Source organism: Tsukamurella serpentis (genome assembly GCF_054780975.1).
In genome coordinates this window covers 346,513-363,602 of the sequence record NZ_BAAGVH010000002.1, presented here as the reverse complement: position 1 = coordinate 363,602, position 17,090 = coordinate 346,513, and the positions used below count along the sequence as shown (strand labels likewise).

Genomic DNA, 17,090 nt, shown 5'->3' with positions numbered 1-17,090 from the left:
GATCAGGGCACCCGAACCGCCTATGCAATACGAGCAGGAGTCTAATGGTCGGCGCAATCCGTGCCCGTTGGATATGCGATCAGCATCAGCATGGTCGGCTCCGCAGCATGACGTAATCTAGTCGCGTACCGGATCAGATAACGGAACGAGCACACAAATAGACGCGATTCCACCGACTGAGATTTGAGACACCAGCCCCAGGGCTAGAGGCCACATGGTAAAAGAAGGGGAATATGCCTGAGGGGGATACCGTATTCAAAATTGCGAACCTCGTTCGAGACAAAATGGTGGGAAGGAAGCTAATATCAAGCGATATCAGAGTTCCTCGGTACGCAACCGTTGATATGACTGGACGAACTTTCAGCAGTGTCAGAACCAAGGGGAAACACCTGTACTTCGAGGTGGGCAACTATGTGATACATAGCCACTTAAGAATGGAAGGGATTTGGATAGTTCTCAAAGTGGGGGATCGGTGGCCGAGGCCAGAGTATTCTGCTCGGGCAGTTTTCACCGCTGAGGGAGACTGTCAACTAATAGGGTTCGAACTGGGGACGCTGGAAATCCTATCCAGAACTGAGGCGATTCGCTCGGAGGAGCGAATCGGACCCGACCCGCTAGGAGTGGAATGGGATCCGCAAAAGGCTGCGGAAAACCTCGGCCGAGTCGGTATTCTGCCGATCGGAGAGGTGCTATTAGACCAGAGCAAACTGTCCGGTCTTGGGAATGTTTATCGTAACGAGATTTGCTTCCTCAGGGGGGTCCACCCTGGCACCCCGGTAGAGGATTGCGGTGACCTGCTGCAGTGGGTTGATCTGGCCTCACGCTTGCTGAAAAGTAATATCGATCGTGCGACGAGGGTCGTGACTGGTATTGATAGCAATTCATCGAGGTACTACGTGTATCGGCGAAGAGGTCTGCCCTGCTTGCGCTGTGGTTGCTCTATTCGAGCAGGACTGCTGGGACGAAGGAACGTCGCGCGAAGAATCTGGTGGTGCCCCAGCTGTCAACCGGTCCACCCCTGACTCGATACCGCTAAATCGAAATATCGAGTACCGAGGTAAATGAGGATTCCGACGATGAATTGACGAAGCATTCACGAATTGTAACGGGAAGCGCTTGTGTGCAATTCTACTAGACTACACTACAGACTCCAATGAAACAAGGATTGCCTCTGCGAAGCCGCTCGGTGCCGCTAGGTAGTGGTTGAATTCTGGTCCAATTATCAGCGATTCCCCCGCGCAAAGTGAGCATTTTGCCCCGGATGTTATTTCGATATTTCCCCCGGTTACGAGAACGACTTGCCCGGCGCTGGTGGGCCGTTCTGGTATGTGTAATACTTGCTTGTTGCAAAGCTTGATGTAGGAGATCTTAAGTGCCACGCGAGATGTGGCAATAAGGACCTTGTCTTCGATCGTCGTTGAGTGCCGTGTTTTCTCATGGATCGGATCGAATTGGGACGGAATCAGCGTGTGCGAGGAAACATCAAGTGCAGTGGCGATGGCTAAAGCTGTGTCCAGGGTGGGGGTGCGCCTACCTCTCTCGAGTTCGGATATCGTTGCCACGCCGACCCCCGCCTCCTTTGCGAGGCGAGTGGCTGATAACCCCTTCGCTTCTCGGGTAGAGCGTATCCGCAGTCCAACCATACTTCGGAACCGTAAAACGTTACTGGATGGGACCGGCATAGAAAACTCCCTTTGCGCAATATTTCAGGCTTATGGTCGGACCTAGCGTGGCTCTGATTCGTGTTCTATTGATCCACTACAGCCGATAGAAGTTCCCAGTTTCTTGCTGTTTCAGCTGCGGCCTTGTCGGCTTCGGACGCTATGCATAGTTCAATGATGTTTTGGTGTTGGGTGATCGAAGTCCTTCCGGCGAGCGATCCGAACTTCAGCCTCTCGAGTCGCCTCAGAACAGGTGTTACCTGCTCTAGTACCCCTGCAATTACTTGGTTTTGGCTAGCAGATACCGCAACGTCATGAAATTCGCTGTCGTATCTCAATGCGCCGTCAGGATCCCCGGAGTCGAATGCCTCCCTCAAATTCCGGTTCGCGGCTCGCATAGCTTCTATATCATCGTCACTCATGAGAGGGACAGCAGTCCTTATCGCGAGCGCATGCAAGGTTGCCGCGACACTTTGCGCATCCAGGACCGCCTTCTGTTCGATTGTCGAGACGACAGTGAATCGGCCAGGCTTGGTCCGGACTAAGCCGGCAGTCTCGAGTCGGGCGATCGCGTCGCGGATCGGCGTTCTACTCACTCCTAGCCACTTCTCAAGTTCTGTGTCTCGGAGCCGCTCGCCAGGCGAAAGTGTGCCATCCACGATCGCGTCGCGAAGCGAGGTGTACACACTATCGCGGAGCAATGACCTTGCGTGTCTGCCGCTCTCTACGGGTACAGGCATGGTGACACTCTAATCCCGTTACCAGCCGCGTTCTGCCAGGCGGTGCGGCTGCGGGATGTCGTCGACGTTGATGCCCACCATCGCCTCTCCGAGGCCCCTGGAGACCTCGGCCAGCTTGCCCGGATCGTCGTAGAAGGTGGTCGCGGCCACGATCGCCTTGGCCCGCTGCTCGGGGTTGCCCGATTTGAAGATGCCGGAGCCGACGAACACGCCCTCGGCACCGAGCTGCATCATCATCGCCGCGTCGGCGGGGGTGGCGATACCGCCCGCGGTGAACAGCGTGACAGGCAGCTTGCCCGCCTTGGCAACCTCCACGACCAGGTCGTACGGCGCCTGCAGTTCCTTGGCAGCCACGTACAGCTCGTCCTCGGGCAGTGAGGTGAGGCGGCGGATCTCACCCAGGATCTTCCGCATGTGGGTGGTGGCGTTGGAGACGTCACCGGTGCCGGCCTCACCCTTGCTGCGGATCATCGCCGCACCCTCGGTGATCCGGCGCAGCGCCTCTCCGAGGTTGGTGGCGCCGCATACGAAGGGCACGGTGAAGGCGAACTTGTCGATGTGGTTGCTGTAGTCGGCCGGGGTGAGCACCTCGGACTCGTCGATGTAGTCCACACCGAGGGCCTGCAGGATCTGCGCCTCCACGAAGTGACCGATCCGGGCCTTGGCCATCACCGGGATGCTGACGGCATTGATGATGCCGTCGATCATGTCCGGATCGGACATGCGGCTGACACCGCCCTGGGCACGGATGTCGGCGGGCACCCGCTCCAGCGCCATGACGGCGACGGCGCCGGCGTCCTCGGCGATCTTGGCCTGCTCGGGGGTGACCACGTCCATGATCACGCCGCCCTTCAACATCTCGGCCATGCCGCGCTTGACGCGGGCGGTGCCGGAGTGCCACTGCGCTACTTCGGGGGAGGTGGTCATCGTTGCGTTCTCTCGTTCCTCGAGGCCGTCAGAGATCGACGGGAACCGTGGGGGTTGACGTTACCGGCTGAGTGTAGTGCAATATATCGCACGTTGCACGCCGGTTCATCGAGCGACGTCCAGATGGCTCAAGACCCAACCCGAAGCCCCTCAACGACAGGATTGCCAGTGACCACACTCGACAGCTTCCCCCGCTACCCGCTGACCTTCGGCCCGAGTCCGGTACACCCGATGGAGAGGTTGACCAGCCACCTCGGCGGGGCCTCAATCTGGGCCAAACGAGAGGACGTCAACGCTGGGTTAGCCTTCGGCGGCAACAAGACCCGCAAGATGGAGTACCTGATCCCGGAGGCGCTCGAACAGGGTGCCGATACCCTGGTGTCGATCGGGGGCGTGCAGTCGAACCACACTCGTCAGGTCGCTGCGGTTGCTGCCAAGCTCGGCATGAAAGCAGTCCTCGTGCAGGAGAAATGGGTAGACTGGCCGGATTCGGTCAACGATAAGGTGGGAAACATTCTGTTGTCCCGTATCATGGGAGCCGACGTGCGCCTCGATCCGTCCGGATTCGGTATCGAGTTCAAGGATAGCTGGCAGAATGCGCTCGAGGACGTCAAGCGCGACGGTGGCACTCCGTATGCGATTCCCGCGGGTGCGTCCGACCACCCGCTTGGTGGTCTCGGATTCGCAAATTGGGCATACGAGGTTCAGAAGCAAGAGGAAGAACTCGGAATCTTCTTTGATACGATCGTTGTTTGCAGTGTTACCGGATCAACCCATGCTGGTATGATTGCCGGATTTGCCGGCCAGTCGCGTCCCCGACGGGTGATTGGTATCGACGCTTCTGCGAAGATTGCCGAGACCCGTAACCAGGTAGAGCGGATCGCTCGTAATACGGCGGCGCTGATTGGACTGGGTCGCGAATTGCGAGATGACGAGATCACTGTGTTGGAAGGCTGGGCTGGAGATCTGTATGGTATTCCGGTTGAATCCACGATCGACGCGATCAAGCTCACTGGCCGACTTGAGGGAGTCATCATCGATCCGGTGTATGAAGGCAAGTCCATGGCCGGCCTTATCGATCTCGTGAGCTCCGGCGAAATCCCGAAGGAGTCGAACGTTCTGTACGCACACCTGGGCGGACAGCCCGCGGTGAACGCTTACAGTGGCATCTTCTAGACCTGACCCGGTCCAGTACCTGTTCGACTAGTCAGTTCAAGGGCGCGCGGGGCCGTGCTTCAGCGTTCGGCTCGGCCCCGCCGAATCACGTCTGAATCGTCCGGTAGCGGATATTCGATGACTATTGCCTTTGCGGGCAGTTCACACAACGACCAAGGAGTTTCTGATGCACGGCATCGACGACGGACCGAGCCCGGCCACCGCTTGCTTGACTGAGATCGAGCAGCGGGTTCTTTGGCTCTCAACCTCGATGATTCACCACGCGAATCGGGTCAGGCCAAACACCTCCGGTCTGAAGGTGGGAGGACACCAGGCTTCCTGTGCGTCGATCGCGACGATCATGACCTCCCTCTGGTTTGGCCAACTGAAGGCCGGAGATCGAGTATCCGTAAAACCTCACGCTTCGCCCATTCTCCACGGCATCAACTACCTTTTGGGGTCGCTCGACGAGCGGTATCTAACAACCTTGCGAGAGTTCGGCGGTCTGCAATCGTACCCGAGTCGGATCAAGGATCCAGATCCAGTGGACTACTCGACCGGGTCGGTGGGTATCGGCGCCACGGCTCCGATTTGGGGAGCGATTGCTCGCCGATTTGTCAACACACAGTTCGGTGCCACAGGCACCGGTCGGCAGTACTCCCTAGTGGGTGACGCGGAGCTCGACGAGGGAGCAGTCTGGGAGGCGGTCGTTGACACGTCGGTGGCGGAATTGGGTGAGATCGTCTGGATCATCGATCTCAACCGGCAATCTCTCGACCGGGTGGTGCCGAATATCGCGGCAGCCAGGCTTGAGTCCATGTTCTCGGCAGCCGGATGGCAGGTGCTGACGGTCAAGTTCGGTACCCTGCTCGAGTCCCTGTTCACTCGGCCAGGAGGGGAGGCGCTGCGTGCCCGCATATTGGATATGCCCAATCCCGAGTATCAGCGTCTTCTCCGGTGCAGCGCCGCAGACGTCCGCACCAGACTGCCTGGGGACGGCGAGACAGCGGCGGAGATCAGTACGCTAATCAGCGGTCTCGACGACGACACACTCCTCGACGCGATCAGAAATCTCGGCGGCCACGACATCGAGGCCCTTCAGTCTGCGTACGCCCAGATCGATGATAGCCGGCCGACGGCGATCATCGCCTACACGATTAAGGGACGGGGATTACCGACCCAGGGCCATCCGCAGAACCACTCGTCTCTGCTTACTGTCGAGCAGTACGAGCAGCTAGCATCGGAAATTGGTGCGGACCCGGCAGACCCTTGGACACGATTCGACCCAGACAGTGCTGCGGGGCGTGTGTGCGCCGAAACCGCAGAACGCCTTCGCCGGGAGCCGGTTCCGGAGTCCTCTCCACCCGCAGTGCCGAGCGATTTCGGACGCAGTCCCTCTGGCACCGCTACCACTCAGGCGGCGCTTGGGAGGGTGCTTCTGGACCTGAGCCGCCAGGCCCCGGAGGCGGCGCGGCGAGTGGTCACTGTCAGCCCAGACGTCAGTTCGACCACCAATCTGGCAGGGTGGCTTAACAAGGTCGGAGTGTGGTCACCGAACGAGCGGCGCAACTGGTTCGATGATGATTCTGAGACCATTATGCACTGGCGTGAGAAGCCCTCAGGTCAGCACATGGAACTCGGAATCGCGGAGACGAACCTGGTTGGACTGATGGGCGAACTCGGCGCAACCTGGAGCCGATGGGGACAGCCGATATTCCCGATCGGTGTGATGTACGATCCATTTGTAGAACGGGCGCTGGAGCCTTGGTCGTACGGGATCTATGCGGGCGGGCAGTCGATTCTCGTAGGCACTCCGTCTGGTGTGACCTTGGCCGCCGAAGGCGGTGCACATCAGTCGATCAAGACCCCTTCGATTGGGATCGAACAGCCGGGCTGCGTCAGTTACGAGCCCGCATTCGCCATTGACGTCGAGTGGACGTTGCTGGCTTGTATCGGTCGGTTGGGGAAGCCTGACGGATCGTCGGCGTACCTCAGACTATCCACGCGGCCCGTCGACCAGGCGCTCGCCGAGATTCCGACAGATTCGGCCGCTCGTGATCGGCGTCGCCGTCAGGTCGTCGCCGGTGCCTACATGCTCCGCCGGGCAACCGACCCTGCAGTGAGCCTGGTCGGAGTCGGTGCCATGATCACGGAGACGCTCGCAGCCGCGAATCGACTCGGTGAACTTGGCATCGAAGCTGATGTCATCTGCGTGAGTAGCCCGGGACTGCTGTTCGAGGCGTTGCAGGCTCGTCGAGGCCACGGTGATGGGCCTTCGTGGATTCTTGACCAGATATTCCCGGCAGATCGGGCAGCTCCGATGGTGTCGGTCATTGACGGCCACCCCCACACTCTGGCATTCCTCTCGAGTATCAACCAGGTGCGTTCGGCCACGCTCGGGGTAAGCCGGTTCGGGCAGGTGGGTGCACTCGATGACTTGTATCGCTTCCACGGGATCGACTCCGACAGCATCGTTCGCGCGGCACTCGATCTTGTCGACTAACCAAAGGGAACCGTGATGACGACGGAAGAATCGAATTCCGCGACTGAAGTGCAGCTTCCGGCACTCGGCGAAAGCGTGACCGAAGCCACCCTTACCAGGTGGCTGAAGTCGCCGGGTGATCGGGTTGAGCGTGAGGAGCCTCTCTTCGAAGCAGCCACCGACAAGGTTGATACCGAGGTGCCTTCGCCGGTTGCCGGCGTGGTGCTCTCACTCCTGGTAGCCGAGGACACTCTGGTCGAGGTCGGGGCACCCGTTGCACTAATCGACGAAGGCGACCCGGCTGTGGCTTCTGCTGCTAAGGCTTCGCCGGATAGCGCCTCGACTGGCTCTGAAACTGCATCACCGCCCACCGAAGCTAACGCGGATATCGCCAGAGCGGATCCCGCTGCTGAAGAATCTAGTATAGCCGATTCCGGAGCTACGCATGATCGTGTGGAGAAGCTATCCCGGATTCGGCGCACCATCGCAACCAGGATGATGCAGTCGCTGCAGTCCTCCGCGCAGCTCACTACGGTCATCGAGGTGGACATGACCGAGATCGCGCGGCTCAGGTCGAAAGTTAAGCAGAGGTTCGTCGACGAGTACCAGACGAAGCTGTCTTTTCTCCCATTCATTGCTGTCGCGGCTGTAGCTTCCGCAGCCGAGCACCCGATCATCAACTCCTCCGTCGATGCCGAGTGCACCGAGATCACATATCACGAATCGGTCAATCTCGGTATGGCCGTGGACAGTCCAAAGGGGCTGATGGTTCCGGTCATCAAGGATGCGCAGGCGATGAGCATCCCGAAAATTGCTCAAGCGATCGCGGAAATCGCTGACGCGGTTCGTGGGGGTACCGTTAGCGCAGACCAGTTGTCTGGGGGAACATTTACCATCACTAACACCGGAAGCCGGGGTGCACTCTTCGACACTCCCATCCTCAACCAGCCTCAGTCCGCGATTCTGGGGGTTGGAACGATCGTGGAAAGGCTGGTACCGAATCGAGACTCCGAAGGGAATATTCGCATCGATGTGCGCTCGATGGCCTACCTGTCGATCACATATGATCACCGCGTAGTCGACGGAGCTGACGCGGCCAGATATCTAACTTCGGTGAAAACGATCCTGGAGCGCGGGTGTGAGGTTTCTGATGTTTTCGAGGGTGCGCCCTGAGTGATCCAGTCTTCGCTGGAGATCTCTTCGGGAGGCCATCTAAATTCTTTGTTCGCTCGTCAAAAGCGCGCGAGTAGGGGCGGTTCTGTATTGGGTGTTCCCGAGGGCCGTTTGGGTGAGTTCGAGCATCCAAAGGAAGACGGGCTGCCGTCAGGAAGAACTCCTGGCGGCAGCTCGCCGTCACGCGAATTGTCAGTGTGTCGTGCTTTAGAAATAGAAGCTGGTAACCAGGTTCGGTTGGATGTGTTCCCTACGTGTTTCATGGGGTGAGCGCCTCAGCTGTTCATTGACCAGACCGTGTAGTTTAAAGCGGTTGCGAATAAAATCCAGGCCAGGTACGGAATCATAATCATCGCTGCGGCGCGATGTACGCGGACGAAGAGAATTATCGTGGTTGCGACGAGGACATCGAGGAGGACGATGTCCGCGAGTGCCCAACCGCGCAATTGAGCCCCGAAGAACAGTGGTGACCAGATGCAATTGACCACGAGTTGAAGCCCGTATATGGCAATCGCTAGAACTCGGCCCCCCCGCTTGGTCTGCCATACTAGCCATGCAGACACGGCCATCATTGTGTAGAGGGCTGCCCACATCGGCCCGAAGATCCAACTCGGCGGAGCCCAATCTGGCTGATCTAGTAGAGCGTATTCCGAAGCTGCGTTAGCGGACGAGCTTCCTCCGATAATGGCAACTATTGCAACAGTCGCCAGTGAGACGAGTAGGGTGACTATCTGCTTGCTGCTTCGAACTGGTGACCGCTGCCCATTTGCTCTCACGGTGTACTCCTCAACTAGGGTTCCTGAATTCTAGTGGTTGCTGTACCGCCTGATCGTGGGTTGCCCGGGCGAGGGGCGGCCGGAGCTTGGGGCGCCCGGCGAGACTTCCACGCAGCGCATCCGGCGCGCTCGGCGCAGCCCGAGCTATGGACACCGCGGCTGTGACACCGGTACGTCGTCCGCTATTCACCCTCGTTCGCGGAGGATTCACCGACCCGCTCGGTACGGGTTCACCGGCAGGTCGCCTGACCGGCTCACTGTGAGGCCATGGCAACACTGGTCACGGGCCGTCGGCCGGCCGCACAGACGCTGATCGACGGTGCTGAGTACCAGGTCGTGCTCACCACCCGGCCCGAGGACGTCGACACCGTCACCCGCCTTCGCTACGAGGTCTTCGGCTCCGAACCGGGTTTCGAGGCATCGATGGCGAACGTCACCGACGGCCGGGACGTGGACCGGTTCGACGAGTTCTGCGATCACCTGGTGATCCGGCACGTCCCCACCGAGACGATCGTCGGCTGCTACCGGATCCTCCCGCCGCCGGGAGCGATCGCGGCGGGCGGGCTGTACCTGGCCACCGAGTTCGAACTCGACGCCCTGGACCCGCTGCGACCGGAGATGATGGAGATGGGCCGGGCCTGCGTGCGGGCCGATCACCGCACCGGCGGAGTGCTCTGCCTGATGTGGGCGGGTCTGCTGGCCTACAGCGATCTGCGCGACATCCGCTACGCCGTCGGCGCCGTCAGCGTCCCGATGCAGTACGAGGGACACCAGCGAGGTGCCACGGTGCGCGCGGTCCGCGAGCTGGTCGACGCCAAGCACCGCGCCGACTGGGTGGTCTCGCCCCGCAACCCGGTTCCCGAGATCACCGCCGAGCCGGCCTCGCGCCGGACCTTCCCCCCGTTGATCACCGGCTACCTGCGGATCAACTCGAAGGTGCTCGGCGCACCGAGCTTCGATCCGGACTTCGACGTCGCCGACTTTCCGATGATCATCGACCGCACCACCTTCAACGTGCGCTACCTCGAACGCCTGCAGCAGGCCGCGGGAGGCCGGTAACCGATGATTCCGGTGGGGACCCTGCCCCGGCACGGCTGGCAGCAGCAGTCGCCCTGCGACGGCGGTTGCTCGGCCGACGAGCCCTTGCTGGCCGCGCCGTGGTTGCGCGTGCTCCGCTGGGCCGCACTGACCGTCGTGCTGCTCACCGGACTGATCCTGCTCACCCTCGCCTATCCCTTCGGTGGCCGCCCGCGGCGCGTGGTGATCCGCGCCGGGGCCCGCGCCATGCTGTTCTCGCTCGGCATGCGGGTCGAGCCGGTCGGCAACGTTCCGCTGCGGTCACTGGTGGTCGCCAACCATCAGTCACTGCTGGACATCGTCGCGATCGCGTCCATCGCGCCCGCGGCCTTCGTGGCCAAGGCCGATATCTTCGACGTCCGCCCGGTGGCGATGGTGATGCGCGCCTTCGGTGCCATCCCGCTGCGCCGCGAGCGCCTGCACGATCTGCCCGGCACCGTCGGCCACGTGGCCGGACTGTTGCGGGCCGGCAGCACCGTGGCGCTGTTCCCGGAGGGCACCACGTACTGCGGCTTCCACCGCGGCGGTTTCCGGCCCGCCTTCTTCCAAGCCGCGATCGACGCCCGCGTCGACGTGGTTCCGGTGTCGCTGCGGTATTCGATGCGGCTTCCGCGTCCGGTCCGCGGTGCCCGGCAGAGCGCAGTCGCCGCCTACGTCGGTCCCGATACCGAGCTGGACACCCTCTCGAGGGTGATCGGTGCCCGTGGGGTCGCGGTCCGCGTGCACGCCACCGAGGTGATCTCCGCAGGTCAGTGCGCGCGCGCAGGCCGCCGGGCGCTGGCCGCCCGGGCGGAGGCGGCGGTCTTCGCCGACGCTGCACTCGCGCAGCCATCGCTGCCCGTGTCGCTCGCGGCCTGACGAAATCGTCGGCAGCACGGCTGCGGCGTAAACTCGGGACGCGATGACACCCGACCGCGAGAACCCCGTCTACCTCGACCACGCAGCGGACACCCCGATGGTGCCCGAGGCGCTGGCCGCGATGGCCCAGGCCTCGGCCCGGCCCGGCAATGCCTCGTCGCTGCACGGATCGGGCCGGCGTGCCCGGCGCATGCTGGAGGAGTCGCGGGAATCGATCGCCCGCAGCCTGGGGGCGCGGCCGTCCGAGGTGGTCCTCACCAGCGGCGGCACCGAGTCGGTGAACCTCGCGATCAAGGGCATCTTCTGGGCCCGCCGTGCGGCCGATCCCGAGGCGACCACCGTGATCGTCTCCGCGATCGAACACCATGCGGTGCTCGACGCCGCGCAGTGGCTCGGTGAGCACGAGGGTGCCCGGGTGGTGCTGCTGCCGGTGGACCGCGCCGGCCGCGTCGACCCCGCCGACCTGCGATCCGCGCTGGCCGATGCGGGAGACACCGTCGCCCTGGTGAGCGTGATGTGGGCCAACAACGAAGTGGGCACGGTGCAGCCGATCGCCGAACTGGCGAACGAGTGCCTGCTCGCCGGGGTACCACTGCACTCCGACGCCACCCAGGCCGCTGGTCACCTGCCGGTCGATTTCGACGGCAGTGGCGTCGCCGCGCTGACGGTCGCCGCGCACAAGTTCGGCGGTCCACAGGGCGTCGGAGCGTTGCTGATCGGGCGTTCCGTCGCATGCACACCGCTGGCCCACGGCGGCGGGCACGAGCGTGACCTGCGTTCGGGAACGCCGAACATCGCCGGCGCCGCGGGTATGGCAGCGGGGCTGGCCGCCGCGGTCGCCCGGATGGAGGAGGAGTCCGCGCGCCGGACGGCCCTGCGGGACCGGTTCATCGCCGCACTCACCGAGTTCGACGGTGCCGTGGTCAACGGTGGTGCGGCGCACGGCGCACCGGCGCTGCCGGGCATCGTGCACGTCTCGTTCACCGGTTGTGAGGGCGATTCCCTGCTCATGCTGCTCGACGCGCAGGGCATCGAGGCCGCGACCGGCTCCGCCTGCAATGCCGGGGTGGCGCGGGCCAGTCACGTCCTCGAGGCCATGGGTGCCGCACCCGACGCCGCCCGCGGCTCGCTGCGCTTCTCCTTCGGCCTGGACACCGTCGACGCCGATATCGACTCCGTGATCGCAGTGCTCGGCCAGGTGGTCGAGCGCGCCCGCGCCGCGGGGATGGCCTCGACCGGGGCGCGCTGATGCGGGTCCTGGCCGCGATGAGCGGCGGTGTCGACTCGGCGGTCGCGGCGGCCCGCGCGGTGGAGGCCGGGCACGATGTGGTCGGTGTGCATCTGGCGCTGTCCGAGGCGCCGGGAACGTTGCGCACCGGTTCGCGTGGCTGCTGCTCGAAGGAGGACGCCGGCGATGCCCGCCGCGCCGCCGACGTGCTCGGCATCCCGTTCTACGTCTGGGACTTCGCCGATCGCTTCCGGGAGGACGTGATCGACGACTTCGTCGCCGCCTACGCGGCCGGTGAGACCCCGAATCCGTGCCTGCGCTGCAATGAGAAGATCAAGTTCTCCGCGCTCGCCGAACGTGCCTACGCCCTCGGCTTCGATGCGGTCGCCACCGGTCACTACGCCCGGCTCGAAGACGGTGAGCTGCGGCGCGCCGTCGACGCCGACAAGGACCAGTCCTACGTGCTCGCGGTGCTCACCGCCGAGCAGCTCGGGCGGGCCATCTTCCCGGTGGGGGACACCCCGAAGCCGCAGATCCGCGAGGAGGCGGCGCGTCGTGGTCTGGCGGTCGCGGACAAGCCGGACAGTCACGACATCTGCTTCATCCCCTCCGGCGACACCCAGGCCTTCCTGGGGGCACGGATCGGCCTGCGCCCCGGCGCGGTGGTCGACGCCGCGACCGGGGAACGTCTCGGTGAACACGCCGGGGTGCACGAGTTCACCATCGGGCAGCGCAAGGGGCTGGGCCTGCCCGGTCCCGCGGGTGACGGTGCCCCGCGCTACGTGACCTCCATCGACGCCGAATCCGGTGAGGTCCGGGTGGGCAGCGGCGAGCAGCTCGACGTCAGCCGGATCATCGCCGACGGTGCCGTCTGGACGTCGGGGAGCGCACCGGCCGAGCCGGTCGAGGCGATGGTCCAGGTGCGGGCGCACGGCGGTCTGGCCCCGGTCACCGCGCGCGCCGACGGCGAGCGGCTGATCATCGATCTGCACAGTCCGCTGCGCGGCGTCGCCCCCGGCCAGGCCGCGGTGCTCTACGCCCCGGACCCGCAGCGCGGCGATCTGGTCCTCGGTTCCGGCACCATCCGTTCCACCGCGCAGGCGAGCGCGGACGCCACCGCATGACCGATGCCCTGGCGCCGATCCGCGGTGCGGCCACCGGTATCGGCTCGCACCCCGGAACGGACCCGCGCGAGGCGGCGGCCGTCGTCGTCGGTGAACTGGCCGTTCCCTACCTGCCGGAGCTACCCGGACGGGGTCTCGGCGCCGACATGATCGGCAGGTCTGCGGGCATCCTCACCGGGATCGGGGTGGACGTCTCGAGTACCGGCTACCGGATCGGTGTCCGGCCCGGTCGGGTGGCCCGGCGGATCGACGACCTCCTGCAGCGCGATCTGGACGCCTTCGAGGAGGCCTACGAGTTGGCTGGGCGCCGCGGAGGCGGCACGATCAAGGTGCAGGTGGCCGGGCCGCTGACGCTGGCCGCCACGGTGGAGCTGTCCAGCGGGCATCGCGCCGCTCGGGACCGCGGTGCGATGCGCGACATCGCGGAGGCCCTGGCCGACGGTGTCCGCGCGCACGTCGCCGACCTGGGCCGGCGGACCGGCGCGCAGGTGATCGTTCAGGTCGACGAGCCGTCGATGGCCGCGGTGGTTCGCGGCACGGTCCCGGCGCTGACCAGGCTCGACCCGATCTGCGCGGTACCCGCACCGGACGCTGCGGAGCTGCTGGCGCGGGTGACGTCCGGGCCGGTACCGGTGGTGGTGCATCTGTGCGGACCGATCGAATGGGACGTGGTGCGCCGGGTGCCGCTCACCGGCGCCCTGATCGACGTCACGCGGCTCACCGAGGCCGATTACGAGGGCTTCGGCGTCCTCGCCGAATCGGTCGAGGCGGTGGGGCTGGGCGTGGTGCCGGCGACGCCGGACTCGCCGGCCGGGCGGTTCGGTGCGGAACAGGTGCTGCGGCCCGCGCTGCGCCTCTACGACGAGATCGGCCTGCCGCGTACCGCGTTGTCCCGGGCGACGATCACCCCGACGTGCGGTCTGGCCGGTGCCGCAGCGGAGCAGGTGCGGCCGGTCCTGGAACTGGCCCGGCGCACGGCGGACATTCTCGAAGAAGCTCCTGACCTGCGCTAATCGTCGGCGTTGAGGCGTTCGATCGCCCGGGCCGGCGCGATCTGCCGGAAACTGGCGTCGATCAGTTCAGTCACCTCGGTCCAGTCCACGGTGCCCGTGCTCAGGTCCAGGCCGAGCCAGCCGGACGGTCCCAGGTAGGCGGGGGAGAAGAAGCGCTCGTCCTGTTCCAGCGCGAGGCGCTCGGCAGGGTCCGCGAGGAACAGCACGCTGGTGTCGTATCGGCGGTGCGGCGTGGTCGCAGTGCGGCGGGTGCCGCCGCCGTACACGGCGAACATCTTGCCGCAGCGGAACGTGGGGCGCCCGTGGGCGGTCTTCTCAGTGGTCTCGGGGAGCGCGAGCGCGATCCGCCGCACCTGCGCCAACACCGGATCGTCCTCGGAGAACATGATGGGATGAGGCATGCCGCCGAGCGTATCGCTCGGCGGCATGCCTCATCGGTGGATCAGACGCCGTTCAGGCCGCGTCCGCGTCCGTCGAGTCGGTCGAGCTGGAGCCGGAATCGCCCGAGGTGGACGATGCCGAGCTCGTTCCGGTGCTGGAGCCCGAGCCGGAACCGGTGCTGGAGCCCGAGCCGGAACCCGCCGTCGACGACGCGGTGCTCGAACCACCGGACGCGGTCCCGGAGCTCGACGCGGACGTCGAGGGCTTGTCCGAGGAGCTCACCGGCTTGTCCGTCGCGGTGCTCGTGGATCCGGCTCCGGAGGTGCTCGACGAACCGCCGGCGTTGCCGGAACCGGTCGACGGCGAGCCGGTGGCGCTGGAGCTCGACGAGTCGGTGGTCGGGGTCTCGTCCGCGAGCGAGCGAGCGACTCGACGGCTGGACGACGCCGTGGATTCGGTCGTTGCGGGAGCCGACGCGGTGACCGGGGCCACCTCGGGGGCGGCCTCGGCGGCCGGGGCGGCGGACTCCTTGGCGCCGGCTGCCAGCTTGGGCAGCTGCTCACCGATGAACTTCAGGTCCTCGCCGACGGTGACGCTCTTGGCCCAGCTGGTCAGTCCACCGATCGGATCACGCGGGGTGATCGGCAGGGTGCCGAAGCCGAACGGGTTGTCCAGCTCGATCAGGCTGACGGTCGGCAGAACACCGGTGGAGACACCCTCGATCTTGGTGATCAACGGCACCGCGAAGTAGTTCGGGCGGCTCACGCCGTTGACGTCGACGGCCGAGAAGAACACGACCCGGTAGCCCAGCCAGTCCAGCGAGACCGGTGCGCGCAGGCCGTAATCGCTGGTCAACGCGTACGAGGTGCTGGAGGCGCCTTCGGCGTCGGTGGAGACCGACTTGCTCAGCCGCAGGAAGTCGTTGGCGAACTTCAGGCGCTTGTCCTCCGAGGTCACGGTGGCCAGCAGGCCGTCCATGAAGGGCTTGGACTCCGAAGCGCCGAGGAACTGCTTGGCCAGCGCGTTCTTGCCGAAGACGAGCGACGAGGGATCGGTCAGGCCCCAGGAGGTGGTGCGCACACTGCCGGGGGCGGCCGGGCGCAGATCCTTGTAGTAGTCGAAGACACCCAGGTAGTTGCCGCACTCGCCGAGGCCCGAGGCCGATGCCGAGGAGCTCACGCCGTAGCAGCTGACCTCCTTGAGCGCCGGGATCTTGAGCTTCTCGATCTGGTCGATCATGGCGGCCTTGTCTCCGGCCGACTTGAGGGCTCCGGAATCACGCAGGCGCTGGAAGTCGAGCTTCTTCCCGAACCACAGCAGCTCGATCTTGTCGGTGTCGGCGTCGAGCGCGTTCGCGATGCCCAGGTAGGAGGTCGCGGTGGAGGTACGGCCGCCGCTGGCCGCCGCGGTGGCGACGGAGTACTTGTGCTTGGTGGTGGCGGTCGCATTACCGCCGGTCATGGCCATCGCGATTCCGATGCCCGGACCGTCGATCGCGGCGGACCCCTTCGGGGCGACCTTGCCCGGCAGCGCCACCGGCTTGGTGGGGTCGTAGGTGTAGCCGGTGAGGAACTGGGCGACGTTGAGCGCCTCGGTGCGCGTGGGGAGGTTCTTGTCCCGCTCCTTGACGGAGCCGAACCAGCAGCTCGAGACCGAACCGACGCCGGTGCAGTACTTCTCCATCTCGACCGGGAGCGATGCGTCCCGCACGACGGCGGCGTAGGTCTTGTACTTGTCGAAGTTGTTCGGGTCCACCCGGCCGTAACCGGCGAGGTTCGCCAGGGTGGCGGTCGCGCTCTTGGGGTTGACCGCGGCGCCGCCGACGATCTCGATGAGATTGCGCTCGCCCATCTTGAACTTCGTGACCAGCAGGTTGATGTCGGGCCCGAGATCGATGACCGTCTTCTCGGCGGCCGTACCGACCTCCAGGTTCTCCGGGATCACCACGGCGATGCCGGTGCCGCCCGCCTTCTGCGAGCCGGTGCAGTCCGCGCTGGAGCCCTCACCCGATGCCGACGAGCCGCTCCCACTGAAGGCCCCGGAGCCACAGAGTGTCACGTACTCCTTGACCAGCGGGTTCTCCAGCAGCTTCTTCGCGGTCTCGATGTCGATCTTGCTGAGATCGGTCGGCAGTTCGGGAAGGCCGGGCGTCGCCGGGTCGGCGGCGTTGGCGATTCCCAGGCCGGCGCTACTGATCATCGCGGCCGCGGCGGCGGCCGCGACGGTGCGCGAACTCCATCGGCGATCGGACCGGGCTGCGTGGCGGCGGGCCGCCCGGTTGGGAACTGGTCTGTGGGCATGCTCGTTGGGCATGACTCTCCTAGGGCTCGTTTGCTCGACCTTTGGTGGGGACGGCGCTCGGATGTCCGAAAATACGCAGATGATGTATAGCGCAGAACGGTGTTATGCGGGCGTAATTCTACAGGGTGATATGCCTGGTTGTCATATCGATCACACCTCTGGCGACTGTGCGAACCTGTTTCAGTTCCGAATGT

General features: G+C 64.4%; 15 protein-coding genes. 9 read left to right on the top strand and 6 right to left on the bottom strand.

Going from position 1 to position 17,090, the window contains the following annotated elements; translation table 11 throughout:
* The first annotated feature begins 233 nt into the window (after window positions 1-233).
* Complete coding sequence (locus ACYVHG_RS04145) at window positions 234-1,022, top strand: DNA-formamidopyrimidine glycosylase family protein (protein WP_461166161.1); 789 nt, start codon at window positions 234-236, stop codon at window positions 1,020-1,022.
* A gap of 114 nt (window positions 1,023-1,136) precedes the next feature.
* Here ACYVHG_RS04145 and ACYVHG_RS04140 read toward each other — a convergent pair whose 3' ends face one another.
* The 3 genes from ACYVHG_RS04140 to pdxS all read right to left on the bottom strand — a co-directional run bounded on the left by ACYVHG_RS04140 (window position 1,137) and on the right by pdxS (window position 3,328).
* Window positions 1,137-1,643 (bottom strand): helix-turn-helix domain-containing protein, encoded by a 507-nt coding sequence (locus ACYVHG_RS04140; protein WP_461166160.1) that lies wholly within the window; start codon window positions 1,641-1,643, stop codon window positions 1,137-1,139.
* Window positions 1,644-1,747: 104 nt separating this feature from the next.
* Window positions 1,748-2,401: a GntR family transcriptional regulator gene (locus ACYVHG_RS04135; RefSeq protein WP_461166159.1), complete on the bottom strand. Its 654-nt coding sequence runs from the start codon at window positions 2,399-2,401 to the stop codon at window positions 1,748-1,750.
* Window positions 2,402-2,419: 18 nt separating this feature from the next.
* Window positions 2,420-3,328: a pyridoxal 5'-phosphate synthase lyase subunit PdxS gene (gene pdxS / locus ACYVHG_RS04130; RefSeq protein ID WP_461166158.1), complete on the bottom strand. Its 909-nt coding sequence runs from the start codon at window positions 3,326-3,328 to the stop codon at window positions 2,420-2,422.
* Between the two features lie 168 nt (window positions 3,329-3,496).
* Here pdxS and ACYVHG_RS04125 point away from each other — a divergent pair, with 168 nt between their 5' ends.
* The 3 genes from ACYVHG_RS04125 to ACYVHG_RS04115 all read left to right on the top strand — a co-directional run bounded on the left by ACYVHG_RS04125 (window position 3,497) and on the right by ACYVHG_RS04115 (window position 8,138).
* A complete protein-coding gene (locus ACYVHG_RS04125) occupies window positions 3,497-4,504 on the top strand; it encodes a 1-aminocyclopropane-1-carboxylate deaminase (RefSeq protein WP_461166157.1) in 1,008 nt (335 codons plus the stop codon).
* 166 nt (window positions 4,505-4,670) lie between these two features.
* Entirely contained in the window at window positions 4,671-6,986 is a 2,316-nt protein-coding gene (locus tag ACYVHG_RS04120; RefSeq protein WP_461166156.1) for a transketolase-like TK C-terminal-containing protein, read from the top strand.
* A 15-nt stretch (window positions 6,987-7,001) separates the two neighbouring features.
* Window positions 7,002-8,138 (top strand): 2-oxo acid dehydrogenase subunit E2, encoded by a 1,137-nt coding sequence (locus ACYVHG_RS04115; RefSeq protein ID WP_461166155.1) that lies wholly within the window; start codon window positions 7,002-7,004, stop codon window positions 8,136-8,138.
* 275 nt (window positions 8,139-8,413) lie between these two features.
* Here ACYVHG_RS04115 and ACYVHG_RS04110 read toward each other — a convergent pair whose 3' ends face one another.
* A complete protein-coding gene (locus tag ACYVHG_RS04110) occupies window positions 8,414-8,914 on the bottom strand; it encodes a TspO/MBR family protein (RefSeq protein WP_461166154.1) in 501 nt (166 codons plus the stop codon).
* A 267-nt stretch (window positions 8,915-9,181) separates the two neighbouring features.
* On the opposite strand from ACYVHG_RS04110, the gene ACYVHG_RS04105 reads away from it, so the two are divergent.
* Genes ACYVHG_RS04105 through ACYVHG_RS04085 form a run of 5 tightly spaced genes read left to right on the top strand, consistent with a single transcriptional unit; the run spans window position 9,182 to window position 14,214 of the window.
* Complete coding sequence (locus ACYVHG_RS04105; RefSeq protein WP_461166153.1) at window positions 9,182-9,973, top strand: GNAT family N-acetyltransferase; 792 nt, start codon at window positions 9,182-9,184, stop codon at window positions 9,971-9,973.
* 12 nt (window positions 9,974-9,985) lie between these two features.
* Entirely contained in the window at window positions 9,986-10,849 is an 864-nt protein-coding gene (locus tag ACYVHG_RS04100) for a lysophospholipid acyltransferase family protein (RefSeq protein WP_461166152.1), read from the top strand.
* Between the two features lie 43 nt (window positions 10,850-10,892).
* The gene (locus ACYVHG_RS04095) at window positions 10,893-12,098 is read left to right on the top strand and encodes a cysteine desulfurase family protein (protein WP_461166151.1); all 1,206 of its coding nucleotides are present in this window, start codon (window positions 10,893-10,895) and stop codon (window positions 12,096-12,098) included.
* The gene (gene mnmA, locus ACYVHG_RS04090) at window positions 12,098-13,201 is read left to right on the top strand and encodes a tRNA 2-thiouridine(34) synthase MnmA (RefSeq protein ID WP_461166150.1); all 1,104 of its coding nucleotides are present in this window, start codon (window positions 12,098-12,100) and stop codon (window positions 13,199-13,201) included. Before ACYVHG_RS04095 ends, mnmA begins: the two co-directional genes overlap by 1 nt.
* Entirely contained in the window at window positions 13,198-14,214 is a 1,017-nt protein-coding gene (locus tag ACYVHG_RS04085) for a uroporphyrinogen decarboxylase/cobalamine-independent methonine synthase family protein (RefSeq protein WP_461166149.1), read from the top strand. The genes mnmA and ACYVHG_RS04085 overlap by 4 nt, the downstream gene beginning before the upstream one ends.
* Here ACYVHG_RS04085 and ACYVHG_RS04080 read toward each other — a convergent pair.
* Window positions 14,211-14,615, bottom strand: coding sequence for an MmcQ/YjbR family DNA-binding protein (locus ACYVHG_RS04080; protein WP_461166148.1), 405 nt, complete (start codon window positions 14,613-14,615; stop codon window positions 14,211-14,213). The two genes, ACYVHG_RS04085 and ACYVHG_RS04080, sit on opposite strands and share 4 nt — an antisense overlap.
* Window positions 14,616-14,667: 52 nt before the next feature.
* Window positions 14,668-16,908 (bottom strand): hypothetical protein, encoded by a 2,241-nt coding sequence (locus tag ACYVHG_RS04075; RefSeq protein WP_461166147.1) that lies wholly within the window; start codon window positions 16,906-16,908, stop codon window positions 14,668-14,670.
* Window positions 16,909-17,090 lie beyond the last annotated feature (182 nt).